Genomic DNA, 26,294 nt, shown 5'->3' with positions numbered 1-26,294 from the left:
ATTCTCTCGGAACGGAAGGCGGCATCCCTGACCGTTCGGGGGCGGCGCGGCGTGAAAGGATGCGGGACGGGATGCCGGATTTCGACGTGATCGTGATGGGGGCGGGCCACAATGCGCTGGTGACGGCGGCCTACGCGGCGAAGGCGGGGCTGCGCGTGGGCGTCTTCGAGCGGCGGCACCTCGTCGGGGGGGCGGTCAGCACGGAGGAACTTGTCCCCGGCTACCGCTTCGACTACGGCGGCAGCGCCCACATCCTGATCCGCATGACCCCGGTGGTCCGCGAGCTGGAGCTGACCCGCCACGGCCTGCACTATCTGGAAGTGGACCCCATGTTCCACGCCTCCGACGGGGAGACGCCGTGGTTCGTGTGGCGCGACGCCGACCGCACCGCGCGGGAGCTGGAGGCCCTCTTCCCCGGTCAGGGTGAGGCGTACCGCCGCTTCCTTGACGACTGGACGCCCTTCGCCCGCTCGGTCGCCGACCTCTTCAACTCGGCCCCCGGACCGCTCGACATGGGGAAGATGATGATGAAGAGCGGGCAGGGGCGCGAGTGGCAGACGCAGCTTTCGCGCATCCTGCGGCCTTACGGCGACGTGGCGCGCGAATACTTCTCCGAGGAGCGGGTGCGTGCCCCCCTCGTCTGGATGGCGGCCCAGAGCGGCCCCCCGCCGAGCGACCCCCTCAGCGCCCCCTTCCTGCTGTGGCATCCCCTCTACCACGAGGGCGGCGTGGCGCGGCCCAAAGGTGGGTCGGGAGGATTGACGAAGGCGCTGCGCCGGGCCATCGAGGCGGACGGCGGCGAGGTCTTCGTGAACGCGCCCGTGAAGCGGATTCTGGTCAAGGGCGGGAAGGCGCACGGTATCGAGCTGGAAAGCGGCGAGACGTACACCGCCCGCGCCGTCGTGTCGGGCACCCACATCCTGACGACGGCGGACGCGCTGCCGGAGGAACACGTGCCGCCTGCCGCCCGCGCTGGCCGGGTCGGGAACGGCTTCGGGATGATCCTGCGTCTCGCCCTGAGCGAGAAGGTCCGGTACAGGAACCACACCGAGCCGGAGAGCCGGGTGGGGCTGGGCCTCCTCATCAAGGACGAGCGGCAACTGCTCAAGGGCTACGGCGAGTATCTGGCGGGTGAGCCGACGACCGACCCGCCGCTGATCGCCATGAGTTTTTCCGCCGTGGACGACAGCCTCGCGCCGCCGGGGGGTGATGTGCTGTGGCTGTGGGCGCAATATTACCCGTATGAGTTGGCCTCGGGAAGCTGGGAGACGCGGACGGCGGAGGCGCGGGAGAACATCCTCAATGCCTTCGAGCACTACGCGCCGGGCACGCGGGATACCATCGTGGGTGAACTCGTGCAGACGCCGCAGTGGTTGGAGACGAACCTCGGGCTGCACCGGGGCAACGTGATGCACCTGGAGATGAGCTTCGACCAGATGTTCGCCTTCCGCCCGTGGATGGCGGCGAGCCAGTACCGCTGGCCGGGCGTGAAGGGGCTGTACCTCACGGGGGCCAGCACCCACCCCGGCGGCGGCATTATGGGCGCGTCGGGGCGGAATGCGGCGCGCGTGCTGGTGAAGGATTTGACGCGGCGGGGCTGGAAGTGACGGGACGAGAATGAGACGCGGAACAGTGAGCGGCGAGAGGAGGGGAGGGAGAGTCAGCCCACTCTTCCTCCGCTCCGGCCTCGCCTTCGCCGCGCTGGGTGTCTCTTTCCTCGGGGCGCTGCTCGTGCTGAATGGCGTGGCGGGCGGATTGGTATTGATCGCGCTGGGGCTGCCGCTCACCGGAGTTCTGGCTTTGGCGGGTGATGCGCTTGGGCCGAAGTTCGGGCAGGTGCTGAGACTCAGGGCAGCGGACGTTTCCACGCAGATGCGCCCGTGGATGTGGCTCACGGCGCTGTACGTGGGGTTGAAAATCCCGGTTCCCCTCTGGCCCGACGGCTTTCCGTTGCTCGCGCTGCTGAGCACGGGGGCGCTGTTCGCGGCGGCCTTTGCTTTCGCGTGGGAGCGGGCGGGAGTGCGGCGGGCGTTGATGATGGCGGCGCTGGCCTTTGCGGTCGGCCTGGGCGTGGAACTCCTCGGCAGCCGCACGGGCTTCCCGTTCGGGGTGTACTCCTACGCGGGTGCCCCGGCCCCGACGCTCCTCACCGTGCCGCTGATCGTGCCGCTGGGGTGGTTCGCCTTTCCCCTCGCCGCGCTGCTGCTCGCGGGCGGGCGGGCGTGGCTGGCGGGGCTGCTCGTCCTGGCCTGGGACGTGGGGCTGGAGCCGCTGATGACGACCGAGGGCTACTGGCGCTGGAGCGACCCGGCTCCGGTGTGGGCCGGTGCGCCCGTCCAGAACTTCGTGGGGTGGTGGGCGGTGGGGACGGGGATCGCGTGGGCCTTCACGCGAATTGCGCCGGGGATGTTCGGGGCGTCTGATCAAAGGCGACCCACCTTCGCCCTCGCCTACCCCATCGAGACCTTCTTCCTGCCCGGCGGCCTCGTCCTCGTCGGGCGGTACGCCGAGGCGGGCGTGACGCTGGCGGTGATGCTGGCGGGGCTGGGGCTGACGCGGGCCGTGCGTGGGGTGCGGACGTGAGACCCGACCCGGTGACGGCCCTCCTGCGCGCGAGCATCCGCCGGAGTGTTCACAGCGACCTCGCGGGCGTGTGGGCACGCGGCCCTCTCCCCCCTGGCGGGGCCGTGATCGCCCCCAATCACCATTCCTGGTGGGACGGCTACGTGATGCGCGAGGTGACGTGGGTACTGGGGGTGGAATTCCGGGTGCTGATGACGGAGCGGCAACTCGCCCGCTTCCCCTTCCTGCGGCGGGTCGGGGCGCTGGGCACGAGTGAGGTGCGGGCTGCCGTGCGCGCGGCGCGGGCGGGGGCGTGGGTGGTCGTCTTCCCGGAGGGGGCCTTGCAGCCTGTCGGACCACTCCGGGACGTGCAGCCCGGAGCCGCCTGGATCGCCCGGACGGCGGGGGTGCCTCTCGTTCCCGTCGCCCTGCGGGTCACGTTGCGGGGCGCGCAGAGGCCGGAAGCCTATCTGCGCTTCGGGCGGGCGGTGCCGGGTGGGGAACTGACGCAAGTTCTCACGGACGAACTCGCCGCGCTGGACGACGAACTGCGGGCGAGTGACCCGGAATCTCCCCTCGCGGGCTATCTGCGCCTCGCGGGCGGGCGGGCGAGCGCGCAGGAGCGGCTGGCGGGGGCGGGGCGTTTGCTCGCGCGGCTGACGGGGGAGCGGTGAGGGGGCGGCCAGCTTCCAGCTTCCAGCGGCCAGCAGAAGGTGGGGCGGTGGGTTCTCAGGGTTGGAGCCGTGAACAGACGCGGCCCTGCCCGGAGGCGGCGTGAGTCGCGCCCGCGTTCTGCTTGGCGTGTACGGGGTCGCGGCGGCGGTCTTCTTCGGGGTGAAGGGGGCGGTGCTGCTCGTCAACGCGCGGCACTTTCCCCGGCTGCGGCCCCGGCCCCGGCCCGTGGACGCTCCGCGCGTCTCGCTGCTCGTGCCCGCGCGGGACGAGGCGCACAACCTCCCGCGCACCCTGCCCGGCCTGCTCGCGCAGGGGGCCGACGAGGTGCTGGTGTTGGACGACGGCAGCGGCGACGGCACGGGGGAGGTCGCCCGCCGCCTGTGCGCGGGGGTGCCGGGGGCGCGGGTGCTGGAGGGGCGGCCCCTTCCGCCCGGCTGGCACGGCAAACCGTGGGCCTGCCAGCAGCTCGGCGAGGCGGCGACGGGGGACCTCCTGATCTTCACCGACGCGGACGTGGACTGGAGGCCGGGGGCGCTGGGTGCCGTGCTGCACGAGCTTTCGCGCTCGGGGGCCGATCTCCTCAGCGTGTACCCGCGCCAGCGCAACGAGACGTTCGGCGAGCGGTTGCTCACCCCGCTGGTGGACGTGGTGCTGCTGACCCTCCTGCCCGAGCCGGTGCTGCGGATTCCCCACCGGGCGGCGAGCGCGGCGAACGGGCAACTGATGGCCTTTCGCCGGGAAGCCTACGCCCGGCTCGGCGGGCACGCCCTCGTCCGCGCCGAGCTGCTGGAGGACGTGAAGTTCGGTCAGCGGCTCAAGGCGGAGGATGGTCGCCTCGCCCTCGCGCTGGGAGGCGAGTGCGTGGAGGTGCGGATGTACCGGGGCTACCGGGAGTCCGTCGGCGGCTTCGGCAAGAACGCCTACGAGGTCCACGGGCGCTCGCGCGTGCTGCTCGCCGTGTCGCTGGGCTGGCACCTCGCGGCGTACACGCTGCCGTGGCTGCTGCCCTCCCGGCGCTGGCGCTGGCTGACCGCCCTGCGTGTGGCGGGCGTGGCCGAACGCGCCCTCGTCAACCTCGTCGCGGGTCGCCGCCGCCCCGCCGACCTCGCCGAGGGGCTGCTCGGTCCCCTGACGCCGCTGCTCGCCCTGCCCGTCTTCCTGCGGGCACGGGGCGCGCGGGTGGGGTGGAAGGGGCGGAGCTACGAGCAGAGCCGTCAGCGGTCAGCCGTCAGCGGTCAGCCTGGAGAGCATCTGCCTCAGCCCGCATCTCCCGTGGTGGAAGGTGTTCGGGGATGACGCGCGCTCCGGGTCACGTCGCCGTCCTCGGCTCCGGCTTCGCGGGGCTGGCGGCGGCGCTGCGGCTGGCCCGTGAGGGCGTGCGCGTGACGGTGCTCGATGCGCTGGGGCGGCCCGGCGGCAAGGCGGCGCTGGGCTACGAGGACTTCTCCAGCGGCCCGACGGTCGTGACCATGCCGCAGATTTTTCGGGCGCTCCACGAGCGGACCGGCCTCGCCCTGCCCCCGCTGGAGGCCGCCCGCCCCACCACGACCTACCACGCCCCCGGAGGGCGCACCTTCGCCCCGGAGGCGCTGCACGTGGCCGGAAGCTTGGAGCCGACTCTCGCGCAACTCTCCCGGCAGGAGGGCCGCGACTATGCCCGGCTCCTCTTCGCCGCGCGCCGGATGTACCTCGACGCCGCGCCCACGTTCATCTTCGGGCCGCCGCCGAATCGTCTCCAGCTCGCGCGCTACGCCGTGACGCGCGGGCACCGGGCCGCCCCGTGGTCCAGCCTCGCCCGATTTGTGCGGAGTGGCCCCTTCCTGACCCCCTTCTGGCTGCGCTTCGCCACGTACCTGGGGGCCGACCCGTACCGCGCGCCCGCCGTGCTGCATAACGTCGCCTGGGTGGAGCTGGGTTACGGGGTGTGGCACTTGGAGGGGGGGCTGGGTCCCCTCGCCGGGCGGCTGCGCGAGCGGGCGGAGGCGCTGGGGGTGCGCTTCGAGTTCGGGACGCGGGTGGAACACCTCATCACGCGGGCGGGGCGGGTGCTGGGCGCGCACACGGACCGGGGCGTGCTGACTGCCGACGCCTGGGTGAGCGCCGCCGACCGGGCCATGACGCGCGGCTGGCTGGGCCTGCCCCCCGACCGCACGCCGCGCGGGGTGAGCGGCTTCGCGCTGCAACTTCGGCTCGCGGAGGACCGGGGCCGCGCCCACCACCTCCTCTGGCCCGCCGACTATGCCCGCGAGTGGCGCGACATCCGCGCCGGACGCCTGCCGGGCGACCCCACCCTCTACCTCCACCTCGACGGCGACCGCGCCTTCCTCCTCGTGAACGCGCCGCCCAACCCCGAGGTGACGGACGACCCGCACGAGTACGGCGAGTTCCTGCTGGGCCGCCTCCAGGCCCGCCTGCCCCTGCCCGTGACCGAGTGGCGGCCCCTCTCGCCCGCCGAGTACGCCCGCACCGCCGCGCGGGGGGCGCTGTACGGACGGGCACCCCACGGCCTGCTGGGAAGCCTCCGACCGGGCTGGACCCATCCGGGCGCGCGGAATCTCGTGCAGGTCGGCGGGACTGTCCACCCCGGCGGCGGCGTGCCCCTCTCCATCCTGAGCGGCTGGAACGGGGCCGGAACGCTGCTGGGTCTGCCCTACGACGATCTGGACGGCTCCCACGTGCCCGGTGAGGGCGAGACGTGGTGAGCCTGACGAACCTGCCCGAGCCGCCGCCGAAGCTGGGGAACGGCCACCTGCGCGACTGGGCGCTCTCTCCACTGCCGCTGATCGAGGACGGGGCGCGGCGGGCGCGGGAGGTGGGCGGCGACCTCTTCCGCCTGCGGCTGGGGCTGCCCGCCGTCGTAGCCTCCAGCCCGGCTTGGAACCGCCGCCTGCTGACCGACCTCGCCACCTTCCGCAGCGCGGGCAGCTTCTCGCGGGTCGTGCCGCACCTCGCGGGCGGGGTCATCCTGACCGACGCGCCCGGCCATAGTTCTCGCCGCAAGGTTTTGAATCCCGGCTTCGGCAAACGCCACTTGGAGGTTCTCCGCTCCCGCATCCAGGCCGCGCTTCCCCCTCCCCCGTCAGGAGAGTTCGACGCCCTCACTTGGGCCGACCACGCCGTCCTTCACCTGCTGAACGCGGCGTACTTCTCCGGCGAGTTCCGCCCGGAATTGCTCCACGCCTTCCTCGCCCCGCTGCGGCAACCCTTCCCCATTCCGGCGCTGCCCCGCCCGCTCCTGTTCCACCGGGTCCATGCCGAGTTGCGCCGCCTCGCCGACCTTCGCCTGACGCGGGGTGGGGGAGACGACCTGCTCGCCCTCCTCGCGCCGCTGCCGGGAGGGCTGGAGGAAACGCGGGTCAGCCTCGCCGCCGCCCACGACACGACGACGCACGCCCTCGCGTGGGCGGTGTGGCACGTCGCCCGGCATCCCGAATGGCACGCGCCCGAGCATCACCCCGCCGTCCTCAAGGAGACGTTGCGCCTCTATCCGCCCGGCTGGATGGGCAGCCGCCGCCTCGCCCGCGACATGACGTGGGAGGGGGTGCGGCTGCCGCGCGGCACCCTGGCCCTGTACAGCCCCTATCTCAGTGCCCGCGATCCACGCCTGTGGGACGCACCCCATGAGTTCCGCCCGGACCGCTGGCGCTCAGCGCCCCCCGCCTGGGCCTACCTCCCCTTTGGCGGCGGCGAGCGCGTGTGCTTGGGGCTGCACCTCGCCCACCTCCTCATTCTGGAGACGTTGGCCGCCCTGCCGCCGCTGAGGGCCGTGCGCGGCGACCCCTCGCCCCAGCCGGGGGTGACGCTGGGACCGAGGGGGCCTCTCGTCGTCACATCTGCGACACGGTGAGAACCTGCTTCGAAGGTTCTCTGAACGCTACAGGGCAACTCAGCCCGCTGACGACGCCTCTTTGCTCCCCGTCGCCCGCTACAGTGGCACCGCCTCCACATCCCCCCGCGTGGGGGCGTAGGCACCGGGGCGGGCGCAGGCGGCGGCGGCGGCGCGCAGGCCCAGGCGGAGATGGTCGGTCCAGCGGGCGTCCGGCTGCTCGGTCGCGCTGACGAGGAGGCCCGCGCACAGGGCGTCCCCGGCCCCCACCGTGTCCGCCACCTTCACGGGCGCGGCAGGCAGGTCGGCACGTCCGGCGGGGTGATAGAGGGTCGCGCCCCGTGCCCCCCGCGTGATCACGATGGGGCAGCGGGCGTTCATGCCGCGCAGCTTGCGGAGGGCGTCCTCCTCCGACTCTCCGGGGAAGAAGAAGGCGAGGTCCTCGTCGCTGAGCTTCATCACGTCGCTCTGTCGGGCCACTCGTGCGAAGACCGCCGGATAGTCCGGGTGGCGGTGGGTGATGCGCGCGTTGGGGTCGAAGCTGATCTTCACGCCCGCCGCCCGCGCCGCCTCGATCAACCCCAGCAACGTGTGCGCCAGCGGCCAGCGGCTCAGGCTGATGCCGCCCACATGCAACCAGCGTGCGGTGCCCAGCCAGCCCTCCGGCAACCGGGCCGGGTCGAAGTGCAGGTCGGCGCTGTTCTCGCCCAGGAAGCGGTAGGCGGGCGGCGTCACCTGATACACCACCGCGAGCAGCGTCGGCGCGGGCACCCGCTGGAGAAAGCGCCCGTCCAGCCCCGCCGCCCCGCCCGCCGCCGTCAGGTCGTCCCCGAAGTTGTCCTGCCCGACCGCGCCCGCGAAGGCGCTCGGCACCCCCAGCCGCGCGCACGCCCGCGCGACGTTCCACCCGGCCCCGCCGGGATGCGCCACCCAGCGGTTCTCCCCGGCGGTCACGAGGTCGGTCAGCGCCTCCCCGGCGCTCACGATCAGGGGCAGTTGGGATGGGTTGTTCATCGCAGGACAGAGTGACATACCGGGGGAGGGATGAGGGTTGAGTGACGAGGGGAGAAAGGGTGGAGGCCGCGTCCTGACTCCTCCCAAGCTCGACCTTAGACAAAGGTAGAACAAGCGGGAGCACACGGCGTCTCTCCTCTCCGTGGCCCACACTGACCCCGTGACCCTGCCCGCCGTCCCGTCCTTCCCGCATCCCTTCCGGGCCTACACGCCCGCCTCGTACACCTTTCCGCTGCCGGAGGGCCACCGCTTCCCGGCGTACAAGTACGCGGGAGTCCGGGACCGACTCGCGGGCCTGCTGCCTGTGCTGGAGACGCCCGCGCTCGGCTGGGCCGACGCCGCCCGTGTCCACGACCCGGCGTGGCTGCGGCGCTGGCGGCGGGGGGAGGTGACGGCGGCAGAGGAACGCGCCTTCGGGCTGCCGTGGAGCGAGGGGGTGGTAGAGCGGGCACGGCGGGCGGCGGGGGGTAGCCTTGCGGCCCTGCACGACGCCCTGAAGTGCGGTTGGGGTGCCAATCTCGCGGGTGGGACACACCACGCCTTCGCCGACCGCGCCGAGGGCTTCTGCCTCGTGAACGACGCGGCGATCCTGACGCGGATGGCACTGGACGGGGGGTGGGCGCGGCGAGTTGCCGTCCTCGACCTCGACGTTCATCAGGGGAACGGCACGGCGGCGCTCCTCGCCGGGGAGGACCGGGCCTTCACCCTCAGCGTCCACGGCGAGCGCAACTACCCCTTCCGCAAGGAGCGGAGCAGCCTCGACCTCGGCCTGCCCGACGGCGTGACGGACGTGGAATATCTGCGCGTGCTGCGTGTCTCAGCCCTCCCCGCGCTGGACGCCTTCCGGCCCGACCTGCTGCTGTACCTCGCGGGCGCGGACGTGCTCGCCGGGGACCGCTTCGGGCGCTTCCATCTCACGTTGGACGGCGTGCGTGAGCGCAACCGCGCCGTGCTGACCTGGGCACACGTGGCGGGCATCCCCACCGTCACCATGATGGCGGGCGGCTACAACCGCGACCACGCCCTCACCGTGGAGGCCCACGCCAGCGTCGTGCTGGACGGGCTGGAAGTTTACGCCTGAGTGCTCCCCGTCCTCGTTGGCCCAAGCGCGGCTTTTAGCTTGTGGCCCAACGAATTGGGCATGAAGAGAGTATGAGTCTGAGAAATGTTTTGCACGTCGTTCGGTAGGCCAGAGCCTATGGGGGGGCGAGTCCCGCCGCGTCACACAGGCTTTTTTGACTGCCCCCATCGCTGCCACCCACCTCTAGCTTATGAAGGACTTCACAATGTCCCGCCCGAACGTTCAGGGGTTGGACAAACCTTGTACAGTTCAATCACATTCAGGTCAGCCTGTCAGCCGTGCCCACCGCCCCTTGCTTTCCCTCCGAGGAGTTCGACATGACCCTGTACAGCACCGTCCCGGCCAGCCCCGACCTCCGCAGCAGGCCCCTGCGCCGTGGCGACACGCTGTACTACGCGGGCGACCCGGCCCCGACGCTCTACCGGCTGGAGAGCGGCCTCCTCCGCGCCGTGCGCCTGACCCCGCAGGGCCGCAACCTGACCGTGCGCCACGTGTTGCCCGGCGACATTTTCGGCGAGGAGACTCTGCACGGGCTGGCGCGCAGCCATCAGGTCATCGCGCTGACGGACGCGGCGCTGACGCCCATCCACATTCAGCACCTCAGCGCCGCCGAGCTGTGGGAGGTCACGCGCAGCCTCAGCGCGCAGCTTCAGCGGGTCATGAACGACGGCGTGCATATTCAGGACGGCGAACTCCGCGAGCGCATCGCCCGCTACCTCCTGAACCTCGCGGGCAGCAGCCTGGGCGGCACGCACCCCAACGGCGTGCGCTACGTCCGCGCCACCCACGAACTCATCGCCGAGGGCACCGGGGCCACCCGCGAGAGCGTCTCCAAACTCATCGGCGAGATGCGCGACGACGGTCTCCTGACCCCCGCCTACCGCTGCCTGACCCTGACGGACGAGGCCCGGCTTCGGGCGCTGAGCGGCTACCACGGCTGAGGGGGACAGGTGGGGAGGAACGTCCGGGGAGGAGAGCCGGGCGTTTTTCTTTTGGGGTGGAGGTTGTGGGGTGTAGGAGAAGTGATCTCTTCCCACAACCTCCGTCCCACATCCCACACCCCGCCCCTACAATGGCCCCCATGCGTATTCGCCTTGACCCCTGGCCCGTGGACATGGAGGGCGGGCAACTCGGCCTGCAACGCTTCGAGGGGGACCTGATCGACATCGAGACGCCGCGCTGGGGGGCGGTGGCCCCGCGTTCAATCCCGGCGCGGCTGCACACCGTCTATGTGGTGGACGGCAAGCGGCGCATGGAGTCGCGCGTCTTCCTAGAGGACGACGAGGGCGAGGCGGGCATGGGCGGTTTCGGGGCCTACGTGGTCGGCGCGGTGAACCTGTGCCCGCACGGGTCGCGGCCCGCCGAGCTAGAGAACGTGCGGGCGAGAAGGCTCCTCGCCCACGCGCCCGGCCTGCGGGTGGACCCCTGCCTCCTCTCGCCGCGTGACCCGCACACGGGGCAACTCCAGTACACGCCCATCGTCGCGGAGGGGACCGACCCGCTCGCGCCGCTCCACAAGCTGCAACAGGCCATGCTCTCCGCCGAGCAGGAACTCTCGCACGGGCTGGCCTCGGCGGTCCCCTTCGACGAGGGCGACGACCGCGAGGCGCTGACCGCCCTGACCCTGCAAGACGGCACCCTGCGGCGGCGCAGCAACCTCGGTGGCGCGGTCGTGGGCTACGTCAAGACGATGCAGACGCAGTACCTTCCGCCCGACCGGGTGGGCCTGCTCTCGGAGTTGAAGCCGGGCGAGCGCACGCCGATCATGCACCTGACCTCCAAGACGGGGAAGACGACGCGCTTCATCTGGTATGTGCGGCTGTGCGAGGCGGCCTTCTACCAGCACCCCATGTCCGGCGTGATGCGGCTGGAGATGTACGCGCCAGACGACTCCGACTTCCTGCCGCCCATCGTGCGTGAGGTGGCGAACGTGAGCGGTGAGCTGCTGTGCCGCCTCGCCAGCCGGGCGCACAAGGACCCCCGCGCCCCCCAGAACCTCATCCCGACCGCCGCCCTGGAGAGCGCCATGAGCCGCGCGATGGGCAGCGCCGACCTCGTGACGCGGAGGCTGCGCGCCCACATCGCCGGGCAGTACGGGCCGGGGGCAGTCGCGTGACCAACCTCCGGCTGACCGACCCCGAACAGGGTGCCCACCTCGGCATGGTCCTGGGCACCGAGGACGCTACCCCCGTCTCCTTCTGGTTCGCGGTGAGTCCCGGCGCGAGCGTGGGCATGGACGACCTCGTGACCGTGCGGACCAGGAAGCCCGGCGGCCAGCCCGTCAGCTTCTACGGCCTCGTGGACGCGGTGCGGACCCGGCATGAGGGCGTGACCTTCGACAGCGACGTTCAGGATGTGATGGCGGGCCTTCTTCCGGCATCGGTGAGCTACGCGGCGCGCGTGCTGGTGACGCGGGTGGACCCCGAGGACTTCATCCCGCCCCAGCCCGGCGACGAGGTGCGGCAGGCACGCGGGGAGGCGCTGGCCCTCGCCCTGAGCGCCGACAAGATGGACTATTCCTTCCCCGGCGGCCTCCTGGCGGACGGACAGGTGCTTCCCGTCAACTACGGCTTCGTGAACGGCGAGCAGGGCGGGCACATCAACATCAGCGGCATCTCCGGCGTGGCGACGAAGACGAGTTACGCGCTGTTCCTGCTGCACTCCATCTTCCGAAGTGGCCTGCTCACTCAGCGGGGCGAGGGCCACACCACCCGCGCGCTGATCTTCAACGTGAAGGGCGAGGACCTGCTCTTCCTCGACCGCCTCAACGCCAAGCTCGGCAAGAAGGAGGGCGACTTTCAGGAGCGCAAGGGCTGGCAGGAGGGCCGCTACGCCCGCCTCGGCCTGCCCGCCGAACCCTTCCGCGACGTGCAGTTCCTTGCCCCGCCGAGGGCCGGACAGGGGGACGTGATCGTGCCCGACGTGGAGCAACGAGCGGCGGGGGTGACGCCCTTCGTCTTCAGCCTGCGGGAGTTCTGCGCCCGGCGGATGCTGCCCTACGTCTTCTCGGACGCGGGCGGGAGCCTCAACCTCGGCTTCGTGATCGGCAACATGGAGGAGAAGCTCGCCCGCCTCGCCGCCGGGGACGACGCGCCCTCCCTCACCGTGGACGACTGGCAGCCCGACACCGAGGTGCTGCTCTCGGAGAACCTCCGCTTCGACGACATGGGCAAGACGCGCATCGAGACGTTTGCGGCCCTCGTCTCCTACCTCGAATACAAGCTCCTCGACCAGAACGACGGCGAGGGCGATCCCCGGTGGGTGCTCAAGCAGAATCAGGGCACCCTGCGGGCCTTCGTCCGGCGGCTGCGCGGCGTGCAAAAACACCTCGCTCCCCTCGTGCGCGGCGACGTGAGCGCGGCGCAGGCGGAGAGATACCGCCCGAACGTCCTGAAGTCCGGCGTGCAGACGAGCGTGGTGGACATCCATAAACTCGGAGGCCACGCGCAGAGCTTCGTGGTCGGCGTGCTGCTGCGCGACCTGTTCGAGCACAAGGAGCGGTACGGGCGGCAGGACACCGTGTTCGTGGTGCTCGACGAGCTGAACAAGTACGCCCCGCGCGAGGGCGACAGCCCCATCAAGGACGTGCTGCTCGACGTGGCCGAGCGTGGCCGCTCCCTGGGCATCATCCTGATCGGTGCCCAGCAGACTGCCTCGGAGGTCGAGCGGCGCATCGTCTCCAACGCGGCGATCCGGGTCGTCGGTCGCCTCGATCTCGCGGAGGCCGAGCGCCCCGAGTACCGCTTCCTGCCGCAGAGCTTCCGCGCCCGCGCGGGCATCCTCCAGCCGGGCACCATGCTCGTCTCGCAGCCCGACGTGCCCAACCCGGTCCTCGTGAGCTATCCCTTCCCCGCGTGGGCGACCCGCCGGGACGAGGTGGCCGAGGACGTGGGGCGGGACGTGGAGGAAGTCGGGGAGGACTGGCTGGGGATTTGAGACAGAGAGGGCGGAAGGCTGAAGTTTCTCCGCAGGCGTTCTCGTCCCTCCTGACTCCCGAGCAAGTCAAATAAGCGCCGAGGTGTTCTATGACCGAGAAGAAGCAAGAGGCCGACCCTTCATCCGAGGAAGGCACCCCGACCAAGCACGGACGCTGGACGCCCGAGGTCTCCGAGGCGGCGAGCCGGGAGATGCGGGAGCTGGCGCGGGAGACGGTGGAGGGCACGCCCGCGACCGAAAGCGTGGATAAGTCCCGCCTGAGCGTGCCAGAGGAGCGGCATCCGGGCGGGGAGTGAACATAGGTTTCTACTGGACAGGCAGAATTACATGCGGCGCGAAGGTCGCCCGGTTGTCCGTCACGCGGCTGCGGCCCTCGCGGATGCCCAGCCCGCACACCTCGTCGCCCGCCACCCACACGCCGAGGACCGGGTAGCGCGGCCCGTCCTCCGCCTCGAAGGTCGGCAACTCCGCGTAGGCCTGCTCGACCACAGGCAGGTCGCCGTACACGCCCGCCGTCTGCGTCTGTCCCGGCAACGTGACGTTCTGCCCCTCGCGCGAGTAGAGCGGCTTGCGGACGACGTTCTCACCGAGGCTCCCCGGCGTCAGCGTCGCCGGAAGCACCAACCCGCTGTCCGGGTATCGCTCGTGCAGGTGGGCGAGGAGGCCCTTGCTGCCCGTCGCCGCCTTCCACAGCGGCTCGATGAAGCGCGTCTCGGTGTTCGACAGGAAGGCCGCGTCCCGTGACTCCCACGCGTACTCGAAGGGCCACAGCCACATCAGGTGGCGGATAGGCAGCGTCCACGTGTCGAGGAGGAACCGCTGGTCCGGGCTGGTCCCCACCTCGTCCGCCGCGAGGAAGGACCCGCTCACGCCCGCCGCCCCCGCGAGGTCGCGCAGGTAGGTGACGGTGGCGATGTCCTCCACCTCCCGCGCCGAGGAAAAGTGCGCCTGCGTCACGCCCCGTTCCCGCGCGAGGTAAGCCCACTGCTCGCTCAAGCCCTCGTGGATCGTGTTCCACTGGGAGGTTCCTGCGGCCACTTCCCCAGCCGCCAGACGGTCCTCCAGCCACTGCCACTGACTCACCGCCGCCTCGATGAGAGAGGTGGGCGTCTGCGCGTTCACCTCCAGCAAGCGGGCGTGCCCGGAGCCGTCGTAGGCGAGGTCCAGCCGCATATACACGGTCGGGTCGTCCCGGTCCCAGGAGGCGCGTACCGCGTCGTGCAGGAAGGTGGGGATGCCCAGCTCCCTCATCCGCCCGCCCTCGATGGCCGCCCCGGTCGCCTCGAGCACCATGTTCGTGAGGTCCTGCGCGTCGCGTTTCAGGCCCTCAATCTGCGTGGGCGTGAAGGCGTAGCAGGCGTCCTCGCCCCAGTAGGGGACGGGATGTGTGGGGGTGGGCGCGTACCACGTGAAGCCGACCTCGCGCAGCCGCTCCTCCCAGTTCGGGCGGGGCGGGAGGGAGAGACGCCGCATCAGCCGCCGTAGCTTCCGCTGGGTGAGCTGCTCACACCAGACGAGCTGCCCGCGCGCCCCGTGCTCGTGAGGCCGCCGCGAGCGACGCCCGGTGCCTTGAAGGAGGTCGCCTTGCCCGTGCGGGTGTTGTAGGTCAGGCCGGTGGAGGCCACGCGCCCCGCCGCCGTGTAGCCCACATAGCGCGTCAGGCCCGAGGCGAGCAGGAGGTACGGCCCGTAGAAACCGCCGCTCGTCTTCTGGCAGGGGTTTCGCAGGCCGCGCTGGATGGCCTCCTGGTTCGCCAGGCGGCACTGCTGGTAGGAGGTGTACTTCGTGCGCTTGTAGCTGTCGAGGTCGAGGTCGTCGTCCCCACAGGCGACGAGCAGGGCGGGCAGCGCCGCGAGGAGCGGCAGATGGAAGGACTTGCTCACGTCTTCTATTACGAGGCATAGGGGCAAAATGTTCCGTAACGTGGGGCGGCCAGCGGCCAGCTTCCAGCCGCCAGCAGGGGCCAGGGCTTCCAGTTCCAGCCCTGCCGACCCGCCCGGCTGGACACCCCTTCCTTTCCCCTAACCCCCAACCCCTACACTGACTTCCAACAGGAGGTCTTCACCATGACCGTACAGAGTGAACCCCAGCAGCAGGGCGCGAGCAAGTGGCTGGACGCCGAGGTGCGTTACGACTCCGGCGTGTACAACAAGCATCAGGTCGTGATGGTGCGCGGGCAGGGCGCGACCGTCTGGGACGAGCAGGGGCGGGCGTACATCGACTGTGTGGCCGGGTACGGGGTGGCGAACATCGGCCACAGCCACCCGGACGTGGTGCGGGCGATCAAGGACCAGGCCGAGCGCCTCATCGTGATGCCCCAGACGCTCCCCAACGACAAGCGCGCGGAGTTCCTGCAAGAGCTTGTGAGCGTGCTGCCGAGCGGCCTCGACCGCGTGTTCCTGTGCAACTCCGGCACGGAGGCGATGGAGGCCGCCAAGAAGTTCGCCATCACGGCGACGGGCCGCCAGCGCTTCGTGAGCATGAAGCGCGGCTTCTCGGGCCGGACGCTGGGGGCGCTCGCGCTGACGTGGGAGCCGAAGTACCGCGAACCCTTCGGCGAGGCGGTGGACAACCGGAACGTCGACTTCATCACCTACGGCAGCATTGAGGAACTGCGCGCCGCCGTGACCGACCAGACCGCCGCCGTCATCCTCGAACCCGTGCAGGGGGAGGGCGGGGTGCGTCCGGCTCCCATCGAGTTTATCCAGGAGGCCCGCCGCCTCACGCGCGAGAAGGGCGCGCTCCTCATCCTCGACGAGATTCAGACGGGCTTCTGCCGCACGGGCAAGATGTTCGCCTGCGAGCATTCCGGTGTCATTCCCGACGGCATGACGTTGGCGAAGGCGATGGCGGGCGGCGTGCCCGTGGGCGCGTTCGTCATGACCGCCGAGGTCGCCGACCGGATGCCGAAGGGCGGTCACGGCACGACCTTCGGCGGCAACCCGCTGGCGATGGCGGCGGGCGTGGCGGCCATCCGCGCCATGAAGCGCGAGGGCATGGCCGAGCAGGCGCGCGAGAAGGGCGCGTACTTCATGGAGCGGCTGCGCGCCATCCGCTCCCCCAAAATCCGCGAGGTGCGCGGGCTGGGGCTGATGATCGGCGTGGAACTCAAGGAGAAGAGTGCGCCGTACATCGCGGCCCTCGAGCACGAGGAGGGCGTGCTGACCCTTCAGGCCACGCCCCTCGTCGTGCGCTTCCTGCCGCCCGCGACGATCAGCAAGGAGCAGATTGACGGGGTGATTGCCGCCTTCGAGCGCGTGCTGAACACCGTCAATCCGAGGGGCGACCGGGCGGCGGAACTCGCCGGGGCACGGGAAGACAAGCAGACGGAGTAGGGGAGAAAGGGAGGGCGGCGGGCTGGGGAAGGGTTCTCGGCCCGCCGCTTCTTGGGAAGAATGGCCGAGTAGGTATTGATGTTTTTATTCCAACGTGACATATTTTCTGTAAGGCATGAATGTCATCAGCAAGCTCGCGCTCGTGGCGTTCTGGACGGTTCACCCGGAGGCGCAAGAGCCTCTCTCCGCCTGGTACAAGCACGTTCGCCGGGCCGAGTATGCGAACTTTGCCGAGGTCCGAGCCGACTTCGGCAGTGTGGACTGGGTGGAGGGGCAGATGGTCTTCGACATCGGGGGCAACAAGTACCGCCTGATCGTGACGGCCAGATTCCAGAGCAGGACCTTCTGGATCAAACACGTCCTCACCCACCGGCAGTACGACGATTGGAGGCCGTAAGTGACCGCTGAACTCGCCGAACTTCAGGCCGCTTGGTCGCAGGTGGAGGCGTTGGCCCACGACGCCATCACGCCCATCGAGAACGACGAGCAACACGCCCGCGCGCTGGGACTGCTCGAACCCGTTTGGCACGCTGTAGGTGAGGACCCGGCTCATCCCCTCGCCAGTCTGATGACGTTGATGATCGAGCGCATCGCTACTTACGAGGAGCGTCATTATCCTCTGCCGGAGGCGGACGGTGCGGCCATGCTCGCCTTCTACATGGATGGGCGCGAGTTGACCCAAAGCCAGGTCGCCGCCGGAACGGGCATCAGCCAGGGAATTATCAGCCGTCTTCTGAACCGCAAGCGCCCCTTTACCGCCGAACACGCGCGGATTTTGGGGCGGTATTTCGAGGTGGACCCCGGCGTGTTCCTGTAACTCATGCAAAAGCAGGAGCCGAGGCTTTGCGCTTCGGCTCCTGCTCCTTTCTTCGGCGCTACCCCTCCAGCATTCCCCGCAACTTCGCCACGTTCAATTCCCGCGCCGGAGCGTCCAGCGCCACCTCGCCGCCGCGCAGGGCGACCACGCGCTGACCCAGTGCCAGCGCCTCCTCCAGATTGTGCGTGACGAAGACGACCGTGACCTTCCTCGCCCACCAGATCGACAGCAGCTCGTCGGCGAGGACGGTGCGGGTGCGGTCGTCGAGGGCGCTGAAGGGTTCGTCCAGCAGCAGCAGGCTCGGCTGCACGGCGAGCGCGCGGGCGAGGCTGACCCGCTGGCGCTGCCCGCCGGAGAGCTGGTGGACCCGCCGGGGGCCGTACCCCTCCAGCCCGACGAGGCGCAGCGTCTCCTGCACCCGCACGTCCCGCTGGGAACGGGGAAAGCGCCGCCGCTCCAGCCCGAAGGAGACGTTGCCCGCCACCGTGCGCCACGGGAAGAGGGCGGGTTCCTGCTGCACGAGCGTCAGCCGGGGGTCGGGGCCGGTGACGGGCGTGTCGCCGAGGCGAATCTGGCCCACCTGGGGCCGCAGGAAGCCCGCCAGCAGGGAGAGCAGGGTACTCTTGCCGCTGCCCGACGGCCCGACCACGCACAGGAACTCGCCCGGCGCGACGTGGAGGCTCAGCGGCCCGAGTCCGGCGCGGCTGGCGGTCTGGCCTCCTCCGCTCTGAGCGGTGCGCCCGTAGCGGTACGTCACCCCGTCCAGTGTCAGGCTCACCCCCTGCGGGGCGGTGGTGGCGGCGGGGGCGGGGCGGTCCATCGTGGCCGTCATTGTGTCACCTCCAGGCCGTAGTCGCGGCGCACCCGCGTCTCCAGGGCGCGCAGCAGGGTGTCGAACAGGCCGCCGATCACGCCGATGGTGAGGATGGTGGCGATCACGAGGGCGATGTTCGCCGTGTTGCGCCCGATCTCCAGTTGCGCCCCGAGGCTGGCGCTCGCGCTCACGAGCAGTTCGGCCCCCACGAGCGCCCGCCACGAGAAACTCCACGCGGTCCGCAGGCCCGTCAGGATGGAGGGCACCGCACTCGGCAGCAGCACGCCCGTCGTCAGGGCGAGGCCGCCCGCCCCCAGGGTCCGCCCCGCCACCCGCAGCGCCGGGGGCACGTTCATCAGCGCCCCGGACACGGCGAGCGCGACCGGGATGAAGCCTTCTAGGATGACCACGAACAGCACCGCCCGCTCGTTCAGCCCGAAGAACAGGATGGCGAAGGGCACGAAGGCGATGGAGGGCACGCTCTGAACGCCCGTGAGGTATGCGCCCAGCGTCTCCCGGAGCGGTCGCCACGCGCCCATCAGCAGGCCGACCACGCCGCCGAGGAGCACGGCGATGGAGTACCCGACGAGAACGCGGCGCAGGCTGTTGCCTATGCCCGCGAGCAGGCGTCCGTCCTGCGGCCCGCTGCCCCACAGCCCGTAGCTGATCTCGGTCCAGACGGCGCGCGGGCTGGGGAACACATAGGGGGGGTACAGCCGCAGCACGTCGGTGACGAGCCACCACACGGCGAGCAGCACCGCCAGCCCCAGCAGTTGCCAGCCCAGGGTCCGCCAGCGCGACGGACGGCGGACGGGGGCTGGTGCATCCAGAGAGGTCGTCGTCATGGCCTCACCGCTTCTGATAGCCCACGTTGACGAAGGGCGTGAGGTCCGTGGCTCCCCGCGCGTACCCGGCCTCGACGTTCAGGGCCGCGTACTCGGTCAGCGCCGCGAGGTCCAGCCCCGTCGTGAAGCGGGTGCGGCTCATGGCGCGTTGCAGCACGCGCGGGTTGAGCTTCTGCCCGGTCAGCTCCTCCAGCTTGCGGTTCACGACCGCTGAGGCGGCGGCGGGCTTGCTCGTCAGAAAGGCCACCGCCTCCCCGTGCGCCTTCAGGAACGCGGCCACGAGTGCCGGGTTCTGGGCGGCGAAGCGGGTATTCACGATCACGACCGTCGTGGGATACGCCCCGTCCCGCCACACCGTCTTCTCGGTGCCGACGAGGCGGTGGCCCTGGGCCTCCAGCGCCGCGCCCCACGGCTCGGGCACGAGCGTGGCGTCCACCCGCCGCGTGGCGAAGGCGGCCAGCACGTCGGCGGGGGCCACGGGCGTCACGTTCACGGTGCCGCCGTCCGTCTGCGCCTTCAGGCCCTCGTCCTTCAGGATGTGCCGCAGGCTGATGTCCTGCGTGTTGCCGAGGCTCGGGACGGCCACCCGCTTCCCGGCGAGGTCCTTGTACGACCGGATGCCGCTGTCCCCCCGCGCGATGAGCACCGCGCCCGCCTCACTCGCCCCCGCGATCATCTGGAGGGGCATCCCGCGCGTCGCCGCGTTGATCGCCGGGCCGGGGCCGATGTAGGCGATGTCGATCTGCCCGGCCCCGAACGCCTCGGTCAGCGTGGTCCCCGAGACGAACTCCTTCGGCTCCAGCTTCACCCCCCCGAGCGCCTTCTGGAAGGTGCCGCGCTCCAGCCCCACCAGGGCGGGCGCGTGCGTCAGGTTGGGGAAGAAGCCCAGCCGCACGGACGTGGCCCCCTGCGCGTGGGCGGCTGGGGTGAGGAGGAGGGTAGATAAGGCCAGCAGGGTCAGGGGTCGGGTCATGCAGTTCTCCTTGGGGGCGAGATGGAAGGAGTGAACACAGCCCAGGTGAGGGGGGCGCGTCGGTCGGGTGGAAGTGCTTTAAGCCTGCTCGCTGTATGCCCCCCGCAGCACCTCGGCCACCTCCGGGCGGGTGAATTCGGGCGGCAGGTTCTCCCCGGCGCGCAGCTTCTCGCGCACTTTCGTGCCGCTCAGCACGAGGTGATGCTCGCTCCCGTGCGGGCAGGTGCGCGGGGAGACGAGTTGACCGCACGTCCGGCAGTAGAAGGTGTGCTCGAACTTGAGAATCCGGATACCCAACTCGTCCGACGTGAACGCCGAGAAAATCTCCTGCGCGTCGTAGGTGCCGTAGTAGCTGCCCACCCCCGCGTGGTCGCGCCCGACGATGAAGTGCGTCACCCCGTAGTTGCGCCGCGACAGGGCGTGCAGGATCGCCTCGCGCGGCCCGGCGTAGCGCATGGCGGCGGGGTACACGCTCAGCAGCGTGCGGGCCTGCGGGTAGTAGCGGTCGAGCAGCACCTCGTACGCCTGCACGCGGGTGGAGGCGGGCACGTCGTCGCCCTTCGTCGTCCCCACGAGCGGGTGCAGCAGCAGTCCGTCCACGAGTTCCAGCGTGACCTTGTGGAGGTACTCGTGCGCCCGGTGGATGGGGTTGCGCGTCTGGAATGCGACCGAGGTTCGCCAACCACGCGCCTCGATGACCTCGCGGACCTCGGCGGGCGTGCGGTGGTGGAGGGGGAAGGCCCCGCGCGGCACCTCGAACAGCGTGATCGGCCCGGCCAGATACACGTCCCCGCCCGCGTACAGGGCCGCCACGCCAGGGTGTATCGCGTCCTCCGTACGGTAGACCTCGCGCGCTTCCAGCGCCTTGCGCGCCTCGTACCGCTCCTGCACGTCCAGCTTGCCGACCGCCTCGCCGCCGTGGGTGAGGACGACCCGGCCCGTGAACCGCCCAGCCTCTTCCCGGCTCACGGGCAGCGTGATTGGGATGCTCCACGGTGTCCCGTCCGCCAGCCGCATGTGCTCGATGACGCTCAGGTAGTCGGCCTCGCCCAGAAAGCCCGTCAGCGGCGAGTACGCGCCCGTCGCCAGCATCTCCAGGTCGGCATAGGAACGGTCGGAGAGTTCCAGCCGGGACAGCCCGCTGAGTTCGTTGGGGTCGAAGTCGTGGCCGGGCCGCCGCACGCGGTTCACGAGGGTGCCGCCCAGCGGCGCGGGCAGGAGGACGGGAGAGGGGGAGGGAGTGGGGAGAGTCGTCACGGGAGAGCCTTTCAAACGAGCAGTGGATGAACTTGGTCAACTTTTGAGGCGGACGAAAGGGGAAGAGGCCTACAGCTTGCTCTCCCCGGCCCACAGCCCGCACTCGGTCTTGCCCTGGCCTGCCCAGCGGCCCGCGCGGGCGTCCTCGCCGGGGCGGACGGCGCGGGTGCAGGTCCAGCAGCCGACCGAGAGGAAGCCGTCGTAGTACAGCGGGTTGACGGGGAGGCAGTGTTCCGCCGCATACGCCTCCAGCCGTTCGCGCGTCCAGTGGGCGAGGGGATTGATCTTGACCCGTGCCCCGGTCTCCACGAAGGGGATGTCGGCGCGGGTCGCGGCCTGATCGCGGCTCCGGGCGTTGAGGAGGGCGGAGGGGGCCTTCTCCCGCAGGTAAGCCTGAAGCGGTGCGACTTTCCGCACGGCACAGCAGGCGTCGGGGTCCGAGGCATACAGGTCGGGCGGGGTCCGCCCGTCCTCCGGGTCGGCCCCCGCGTTCAGCGTCACGAAGGTCATCTCCGGGTAGCGGGCGGCCAGACGGTCACGCGTCGCCAGCGTCTCGGGGAAGTGGTAGCCCGTGTCCACGAACACGACCTCGCCCCGGTAGCCCGCCCGCGCCGCGAGGTCCAGCAGCACGACGCCGTTGAGGTTGAACGCACTCGGCATCAGGAGGTCGGGGTGGGTGTCCAGCGCCCAGCGGATCACGTCGAGCGGGTTGGTGTCGGGGGTGAAGTTGGGCGCGGAGGAGTCGGCGTGTCCGGCAGCCTCGCGGGGGGCGCGCGGCTCGGTGGTGAGGGGCACGCCGCCCTGTTCGGGGGTCCGCACGTCGGGGCGTTCGCTCCACGCCGTCATGCCGTGTACTCCAGATGGGTGAGCAGTCGCGTCACACCCTCCTCCACACTGATCTGATCGGTGCGGAGATGGAGGTCCGGGTTTTCGGGGGCCTCGTAGGGGTCGGAGACACCTGTGAAGTGCTTGATCTCCCCGGCGAGCGCCCGCAGGTACAGGCCCTTCACGTCGCGCTCGGTCACGACCTCCAGCGGCGCGTCCACGAAGACCTCGGTGGGATTGGGCAGGCCCGACAGCACCTCGCGGCGGGTGTCGGCGTAGGGGCTGATCGCGCTGACCAGGACGGTCACGCCATGCTTGGCGAGCAGTCCCGCGACGAAGGCGATTCGCCGGACGTTGGTATCCCGGTCCACCCGCGTGAACCCCAGCCCCTTGCTCAGGTTCTCGCGCACGGCGTCGCCATCCAGCAGTTCGGCAGCGACACCCCGCGAGACGAGTTCGGCGTGCAGGGCGCTTGCCAGCGTGCTCTTGCCCGCGCCCGACAGCCCGGTGAACCACACCACCCGGCCCGTGCCCACCTCCGGGCGGCTGAGGGTGGTGGTCACGCGCCCACCGGCTCGCGGCCCGCGTTCAGCACCGCGTCGGGGGTGAAGCGGTCGGCACCCATTCGGTCGGCGTACTCCACGAAGCTCTCGCCGGGCTGCTTGCCCGCCCGGAAGTCGGTCAGCACGGCTTCGGTGTACTCGTTCAGCCGCACGGCGGGCACCACGCCCTTGAGCTTCGTGCCCGTGCGTTGCGCCTGCCCGATGCTCCCCGCGAGGTGGACGTTGTAGACCTCCTCCTCACCGCGCAACGCCCCCATGAAGCCGAGGTCGGCGACCTGATAGCGCGTGCAGGCGTTCGAGCAGCCCGTGAGGTTGATCGTGAAGGGCACGTCGAGGTCACTGAACTGCGGTTCCAGGTGGTCCACCAGCCCGGCGGTGCGTGCCTTCGTCTCGGTCACGGCGAGGCGGCAGAACTGGGTGCCCGTGCAGGCAATGGTCGTGCCGCGCAGCGTCGTCTTGGGCGCGAGGTCCACGGCGGCGAGTTCGGCGCTCAGGGCCTCCACGTCCTCCGACTTCACGTGCGGGATGACCATGTTCTGGAAGGCGGTCGTCCGCAGCACGCCCTTGCCGTAGCGGTCGGCGAGGTCGGCGAGCTTGCGCGCCTTGTCCGGGTTGATCCGCCCCACGGTCGTCGCCACGACGACGTAATTCAGCCCGTCCTTCTGCGGATTGACGCCCAGCACGTCGTTGCCGCCGAAGCGGGCGACCGGGGCGGAGGGGCCGTCGCGCAGCTTGCGGCCCAGGTACTCGGTCTCCACGATCTCGCGGAACTTCTCCACGCCCATGTCCTTGATCAGGAACTTCAGGCGGCTCTTCTTGCGGTTCTGGCGGTAGCCGTGGTCACGGTACGCCCCGGCGATGGCCCGGCCCACCTCCACCACTTCCTCCGGCGTGATGAACACGCCCAGCCGCTTGGCGAGGTGCGCCACCGCGCCGAGGCCGCCGCCCACCCACACGTCGAAGCCCACTTCCCCGTCCACCGTATGCGCCAGGAAGCCGATGTCGTTGACGAGGTGGATGCCCTCCAGCTCCGGCGTGGCGGTCAGGCTCATCTTGAACTTGCGGGGCAGGTCCTGGAAGTCGGGGTTGCCCGTCAGCGTGCCCTCCATCGCGTGGGCGAGGGGCCGCACGTCGATGATCTCGCGCGCATCCAGCCCGGCGAGCGGCGAGGCGATCACGGCGCGCACGGTGTCGCCGCACGCCCCCTTCGGGTGTAGGCCCAGCGGCTGAAGCCGCTCGAAAATCTGCGGAATCTTGTCGATGGTGAGCCAGTGGAACTGAAACGCCTGGCGGTCGGTCACGTCAAGGAAGCCGCGCCCGTACTCCTCCGCGATGTTGGCGACCTCGCGCATCGTGGAGGTGGCGAACTCGGCGCTCGGCACCCGCACGCGCATCATCAGGAAGCCGTCCTCCTGCGGACGCTGCGGGTACACGCCCGCCCACTTCAACAGGTCGATCCGCTCCGGGTCGATATAGCCCTGCGCGGCGTACTGCGGGATCAGGTCGAAGATTTGGAACGGGGGCAGTTCTTTTTTCAGGGCCTCGATATCGCTCATGGGGTCTCCAGGGGTCGGGGAGGGGAAGTCAGGGCCGAGCGGGGCAGGGTTCGGGCGAACACGACCTGCCCAATGCCGGATGCCTCATCCCCACAGGATACTCGGAAGATGACAACTTTACTCAACTTGTCTCGGCAGCGGGGACGTGGAGGGGACAGGGTGAAGGGAGGATTGAGCCACCTCGTCGCGGGGGAGTCTCCCACAGCAGGTGCCGTGAGCGGGCACGACCTCTAAATACACCGGGTCACACTCCGACACGAAGGCCGCGCCCCCTTCAGGAACGCGGCCCTCGGCGCAGACCTTCCCCTCAGTTCAGCCGGACGCTGTTCGCCAGATTGCGGATGATGGCCTCGTTGCGGCTGTAGTCGCCGACCTTCCCGGCGATGGTCATAACGAGGGTGCGGCCTTGCAGGCTGGTGACGAGCAACTCGCGGCGCACGTCGTCGCCCTGGCCGGGCGTGGTGAAGACGAACTGCGCCCACGAGGTCCCGCCCATCTGCACGAGGCCCGCCTTGAGCGACTTGACGTTGGGCACCTGCGAGCGGATGACGGCGGGGAACTGGTTGACCAGGCCCTGCACCTCGGCGGGGGCGAGCCGTCCCTCGCGCCACTCCAGGGCGACCGACACCTTGCGGTCCTCCGTGAGGAACACCGCGTTCGGGCGGCCCGCCGCCGAGGGAAAGACTTTGGCGATGCCCGCGTCATTCAGGGTCAGCAGCCGGGCGTTCGGCTCCACGGTCACGGGAACGGTCTGGAGCCTGACAGGCGCGGCGAGGGCGGCACCGGACAACACGGCGGCAGCCGTGAGGAAGAGCAGGACATTCTTCATAGCGTCTCACGTTACCCGCCCGCCCCCTCCCGGCCATGAAGCGCACGTGAGGACCGTGCGGCCCGACATCACGTGGCGGTCAGCCCGCGCGCTCCGGCTACCATGCCCCCATGACGGATTCGGGAGTGACCCTTCTAGAAACTCTTCCCAGGGGCTTTCAGGCGGCGGCGATGGCGGCGGGCATCAAGCCGAGCGGCAAGGCGGACCTGAGCTGTGTGGTGAGCGACGCCGACTGCACGTGGGCCTTCGCGGGCACCCGCAGCACGACGGCGGCGGCCTGCGTGACGCGCAACCGCGAGTTGTACCGCGAGGCCGGGCCGGTGCGGGCGCTCGTGGTGAACGCGGGCATCGCCAACGCCGCCACCGGGGCGCGCGGCCTGCGCGACAACGTGGACATGGCCGACGCGCTGGGGAGCGTGCTGAACGTGGACGCCGACGCGGTGCTGACCGCAAGTACGGGCATCATCGGCCACCCCCTGCCGATGGACCGGGTGCTGAGCGGCGTGGAGCATCTGCCGGAGGAACTCGGCACGGAGGCCGCCCCCTTCGCCTCGGCGATCATGACGACCGACACGCGCCCCAAGTTGGCGTCGGTCACACTGAGCACGGGTGCTCGCATCGTCGGCACGGCGAAGGGCAGCGGCATGATTCACCCCGACATGGCGACGATGTTCGCCTTCGCCTTCACGGACGCGCGGGTGGACGGGGAGGCGTTGCGGGAGGCGTTCCCCGCTGTCGTCGCCCGGACCTTCAACGCGGTGACGGTGGACGGCGACACGAGCACGAACGACATGGCCGTGGTGCTGGCGAACGGGCGGGCCGGGGAGGTGGAAGCGGGCGAGTTCCTGGCCGCATTGGAGGGAGTGATGCGCGACCTCGCCCGCATGATCGCCGCCGACGGCGAGGGGGCGACCAAGCTCCTGACCGTCCGCGTCTCCGGTGCCCGCAGCGAGGCCGAGGCCCTGACCGCTGCCCGCACCTGCTGCGTCAGCCCCCTGCTCAAGAGCGCCGTCCACGGCAACGATCCCAACTGGGGCCGCGTCATCATGGCCGTGGGCCGCAGCGGCGCGGCGGTGGACATCGAGCGCATGACCGTCCGCGTGCAGGGCCAGCCCGTCTTCGCCGGGAAGCCGCTTCCCTACGACGACGCGGCAGTGAGCGCCAGCATGAAGGCCGAGGAGGTCGTCTTCGAGATCGACCTCGGCGTGGGGGGCGCAAGCGGCGAGGCGTGGGGCTGCGACCTGAGCGCCGAGTACGTGAGCATCAACGCGGACTACACGACCTGAGGGGAAGTGCGGCGCGGCCTCCCCTGTGATGCCAGAACGAGCGGTGCTTGTCACCCCTCCCCCCAGCCCTCTGCTGCGCACCTCTCCGAGTCACCCGTAA

26 protein-coding genes are annotated in these 26,294 nt (G+C 70.5%); 15 read left to right on the top strand and 11 right to left on the bottom strand.

Annotation, left to right across the window (positions count from 1 at the left end):
* Positions 1–71 precede the first annotated feature (71 nt).
* The 6 genes from V3W47_RS01415 (at position 72) to V3W47_RS01390 (ending at position 7,084) form a co-directional block, all read left to right on the top strand.
* Positions 72–1,607 carry a phytoene desaturase family protein gene (locus tag V3W47_RS01415; RefSeq protein WP_331823358.1) on the top strand — a complete coding sequence of 512 codons (1,536 nt, stop codon included), beginning with the start codon at positions 72–74 and terminating at the stop codon, positions 1,605–1,607.
* 10 nt (positions 1,608–1,617) lie between these two features.
* Complete coding sequence (locus tag V3W47_RS01410) at positions 1,618–2,583, top strand: carotenoid biosynthesis protein (RefSeq protein WP_331823357.1); 966 nt, start codon at positions 1,618–1,620, stop codon at positions 2,581–2,583.
* Positions 2,580–3,236 carry a 1-acyl-sn-glycerol-3-phosphate acyltransferase gene (locus V3W47_RS01405; RefSeq protein WP_331823356.1) on the top strand — a complete coding sequence of 219 codons (657 nt, stop codon included), beginning with the start codon at positions 2,580–2,582 and terminating at the stop codon, positions 3,234–3,236. The genes V3W47_RS01410 and V3W47_RS01405 overlap by 4 nt, the downstream gene beginning before the upstream one ends.
* A gap of 100 nt (positions 3,237–3,336) precedes the next feature.
* On the top strand, positions 3,337–4,533 hold the full coding sequence (locus V3W47_RS01400; RefSeq protein ID WP_442877194.1) for a glycosyltransferase family 2 protein: 1,197 nt from the start codon (positions 3,337–3,339) through the stop codon (positions 4,531–4,533).
* Positions 4,530–5,939: a phytoene desaturase family protein gene (locus V3W47_RS01395; protein WP_331823355.1), complete on the top strand. Its 1,410-nt coding sequence runs from the start codon at positions 4,530–4,532 to the stop codon at positions 5,937–5,939. Before V3W47_RS01400 ends, V3W47_RS01395 begins: the two co-directional genes overlap by 4 nt.
* A complete protein-coding gene (locus tag V3W47_RS01390) occupies positions 5,933–7,084 on the top strand; it encodes a cytochrome P450 (RefSeq protein WP_331823354.1) in 1,152 nt (383 codons plus the stop codon). Before V3W47_RS01395 ends, V3W47_RS01390 begins: the two co-directional genes overlap by 7 nt.
* Before the next feature lie 78 nt (positions 7,085–7,162).
* On the opposite strand, the gene V3W47_RS01385 is transcribed toward V3W47_RS01390, so the two are convergent.
* Positions 7,163–8,077 carry a carbohydrate kinase family protein gene (locus V3W47_RS01385; RefSeq protein ID WP_331823353.1) on the bottom strand — a complete coding sequence of 305 codons (915 nt, stop codon included), beginning with the start codon at positions 8,075–8,077 and terminating at the stop codon, positions 7,163–7,165.
* A gap of 160 nt (positions 8,078–8,237) precedes the next feature.
* On the opposite strand from V3W47_RS01385, the gene V3W47_RS01380 reads away from it, so the two are divergent.
* The 5 genes from V3W47_RS01380 to V3W47_RS01360 all read left to right on the top strand — a co-directional run bounded on the left by V3W47_RS01380 (position 8,238) and on the right by V3W47_RS01360 (position 13,390).
* The gene (locus tag V3W47_RS01380; protein WP_331823352.1) at positions 8,238–9,158 is read left to right on the top strand and encodes a histone deacetylase family protein; all 921 of its coding nucleotides are present in this window, start codon (positions 8,238–8,240) and stop codon (positions 9,156–9,158) included.
* Positions 9,159–9,475: 317 nt separating this feature from the next.
* Positions 9,476–10,099 (top strand): Crp/Fnr family transcriptional regulator, encoded by a 624-nt coding sequence (locus V3W47_RS01375; RefSeq protein WP_331823577.1) that lies wholly within the window; start codon positions 9,476–9,478, stop codon positions 10,097–10,099.
* 131 nt (positions 10,100–10,230) lie between these two features.
* Positions 10,231–11,274: a DNA double-strand break repair nuclease NurA gene (locus tag V3W47_RS01370; protein ID WP_331823351.1), complete on the top strand. Its 1,044-nt coding sequence runs from the start codon at positions 10,231–10,233 to the stop codon at positions 11,272–11,274.
* Positions 11,275–11,318: 44 nt separating this feature from the next.
* Complete coding sequence (locus tag V3W47_RS01365; protein WP_331823576.1) at positions 11,319–13,094, top strand: ATP-binding protein; 1,776 nt, start codon at positions 11,319–11,321, stop codon at positions 13,092–13,094.
* An 89-nt stretch (positions 13,095–13,183) separates the two neighbouring features.
* Positions 13,184–13,390, top strand: coding sequence for a hypothetical protein (locus V3W47_RS01360; protein ID WP_331823350.1), 207 nt, complete (start codon positions 13,184–13,186; stop codon positions 13,388–13,390).
* Between the two features lie 10 nt (positions 13,391–13,400).
* Here the strand turns inward: V3W47_RS01360 and V3W47_RS01355 are convergent, their stop codons facing one another.
* Positions 13,401–14,567 carry a glutathionylspermidine synthase family protein gene (locus tag V3W47_RS01355; RefSeq protein WP_331823349.1) on the bottom strand — a complete coding sequence of 389 codons (1,167 nt, stop codon included), beginning with the start codon at positions 14,565–14,567 and terminating at the stop codon, positions 13,401–13,403.
* A complete protein-coding gene (locus V3W47_RS01350) occupies positions 14,567–14,977 on the bottom strand; it encodes a hypothetical protein (protein ID WP_331823348.1) in 411 nt (136 codons plus the stop codon). Before V3W47_RS01350 ends, V3W47_RS01355 begins: the two co-directional genes overlap by 1 nt.
* A 183-nt stretch (positions 14,978–15,160) precedes the next feature.
* Here V3W47_RS01350 and V3W47_RS01345 point away from each other — a divergent pair, with 183 nt between their 5' ends.
* The 3 genes from V3W47_RS01345 (at position 15,161) to V3W47_RS01335 (ending at position 17,246) form a co-directional block, all read left to right on the top strand.
* On the top strand, positions 15,161–16,429 hold the full coding sequence (locus tag V3W47_RS01345) for an aspartate aminotransferase family protein (RefSeq protein WP_331823347.1): 1,269 nt from the start codon (positions 15,161–15,163) through the stop codon (positions 16,427–16,429).
* Between the two features lie 115 nt (positions 16,430–16,544).
* The gene (locus tag V3W47_RS01340; protein ID WP_331823346.1) at positions 16,545–16,826 is read left to right on the top strand and encodes a type II toxin-antitoxin system HigB family toxin; all 282 of its coding nucleotides are present in this window, start codon (positions 16,545–16,547) and stop codon (positions 16,824–16,826) included.
* Positions 16,827–17,246: a helix-turn-helix domain-containing protein gene (locus V3W47_RS01335; protein WP_331823345.1), complete on the top strand. Its 420-nt coding sequence runs from the start codon at positions 16,827–16,829 to the stop codon at positions 17,244–17,246.
* 58 nt (positions 17,247–17,304) lie between these two features.
* Here the strand turns inward: V3W47_RS01335 and V3W47_RS01330 are convergent, their stop codons facing one another.
* From V3W47_RS01330 to V3W47_RS01295, 8 genes are all read right to left on the bottom strand, one after another.
* Entirely contained in the window at positions 17,305–18,078 is a 774-nt protein-coding gene (locus V3W47_RS01330; protein ID WP_331823344.1) for an ABC transporter ATP-binding protein, read from the bottom strand.
* Entirely contained in the window at positions 18,075–18,905 is an 831-nt protein-coding gene (locus tag V3W47_RS01325; protein WP_331823343.1) for an ABC transporter permease, read from the bottom strand. The genes V3W47_RS01330 and V3W47_RS01325 overlap by 4 nt, the downstream gene beginning before the upstream one ends.
* Before the next feature lie 4 nt (positions 18,906–18,909).
* Positions 18,910–19,878: an ABC transporter substrate-binding protein gene (locus tag V3W47_RS01320; protein WP_331823342.1), complete on the bottom strand. Its 969-nt coding sequence runs from the start codon at positions 19,876–19,878 to the stop codon at positions 18,910–18,912.
* Between the two features lie 78 nt (positions 19,879–19,956).
* Positions 19,957–21,150 carry a sulfate adenylyltransferase gene (gene sat, locus V3W47_RS01315; protein WP_331823341.1) on the bottom strand — a complete coding sequence of 398 codons (1,194 nt, stop codon included), beginning with the start codon at positions 21,148–21,150 and terminating at the stop codon, positions 19,957–19,959.
* Positions 21,151–21,204: 54 nt separating this feature from the next.
* Complete coding sequence (locus V3W47_RS01310) at positions 21,205–21,981, bottom strand: phosphoadenylyl-sulfate reductase (protein ID WP_331823340.1); 777 nt, start codon at positions 21,979–21,981, stop codon at positions 21,205–21,207.
* Positions 21,978–22,523, bottom strand: coding sequence for an adenylyl-sulfate kinase (cysC, locus tag V3W47_RS01305; protein WP_331823339.1), 546 nt, complete (start codon positions 22,521–22,523; stop codon positions 21,978–21,980). The genes V3W47_RS01310 and cysC overlap by 4 nt, the downstream gene beginning before the upstream one ends.
* Positions 22,520–24,079, bottom strand: a complete 1,560-nt coding sequence (locus tag V3W47_RS01300; protein WP_331823338.1) for a nitrite/sulfite reductase — start codon at positions 24,077–24,079, stop codon at positions 22,520–22,522. Before V3W47_RS01300 ends, cysC begins: the two co-directional genes overlap by 4 nt.
* Positions 24,080–24,386: 307 nt before the next feature.
* On the bottom strand, positions 24,387–24,908 hold the full coding sequence (locus V3W47_RS01295) for a hypothetical protein (protein WP_331823337.1): 522 nt from the start codon (positions 24,906–24,908) through the stop codon (positions 24,387–24,389).
* Positions 24,909–25,018: 110 nt separating this feature from the next.
* Here V3W47_RS01295 and argJ point away from each other — a divergent pair, with 110 nt between their 5' ends.
* Positions 25,019–26,194 carry a bifunctional glutamate N-acetyltransferase/amino-acid acetyltransferase ArgJ gene (gene argJ / locus V3W47_RS01290; RefSeq protein ID WP_331823336.1) on the top strand — a complete coding sequence of 392 codons (1,176 nt, stop codon included), beginning with the start codon at positions 25,019–25,021 and terminating at the stop codon, positions 26,192–26,194.
* The last annotated feature ends 100 nt before the right edge of the window (positions 26,195–26,294 follow it).

The organism is Deinococcus sp. YIM 134068 (assembly GCF_036543075.1).
In the GTDB taxonomy this organism is placed as follows: Bacteria; Deinococcota; Deinococci; order Deinococcales; family Deinococcaceae; genus Deinococcus; species Deinococcus lichenicola.
Note: the sequence above shows the minus strand (reverse complement) of the source record. Positions and strands in the feature narration are given on the sequence as shown.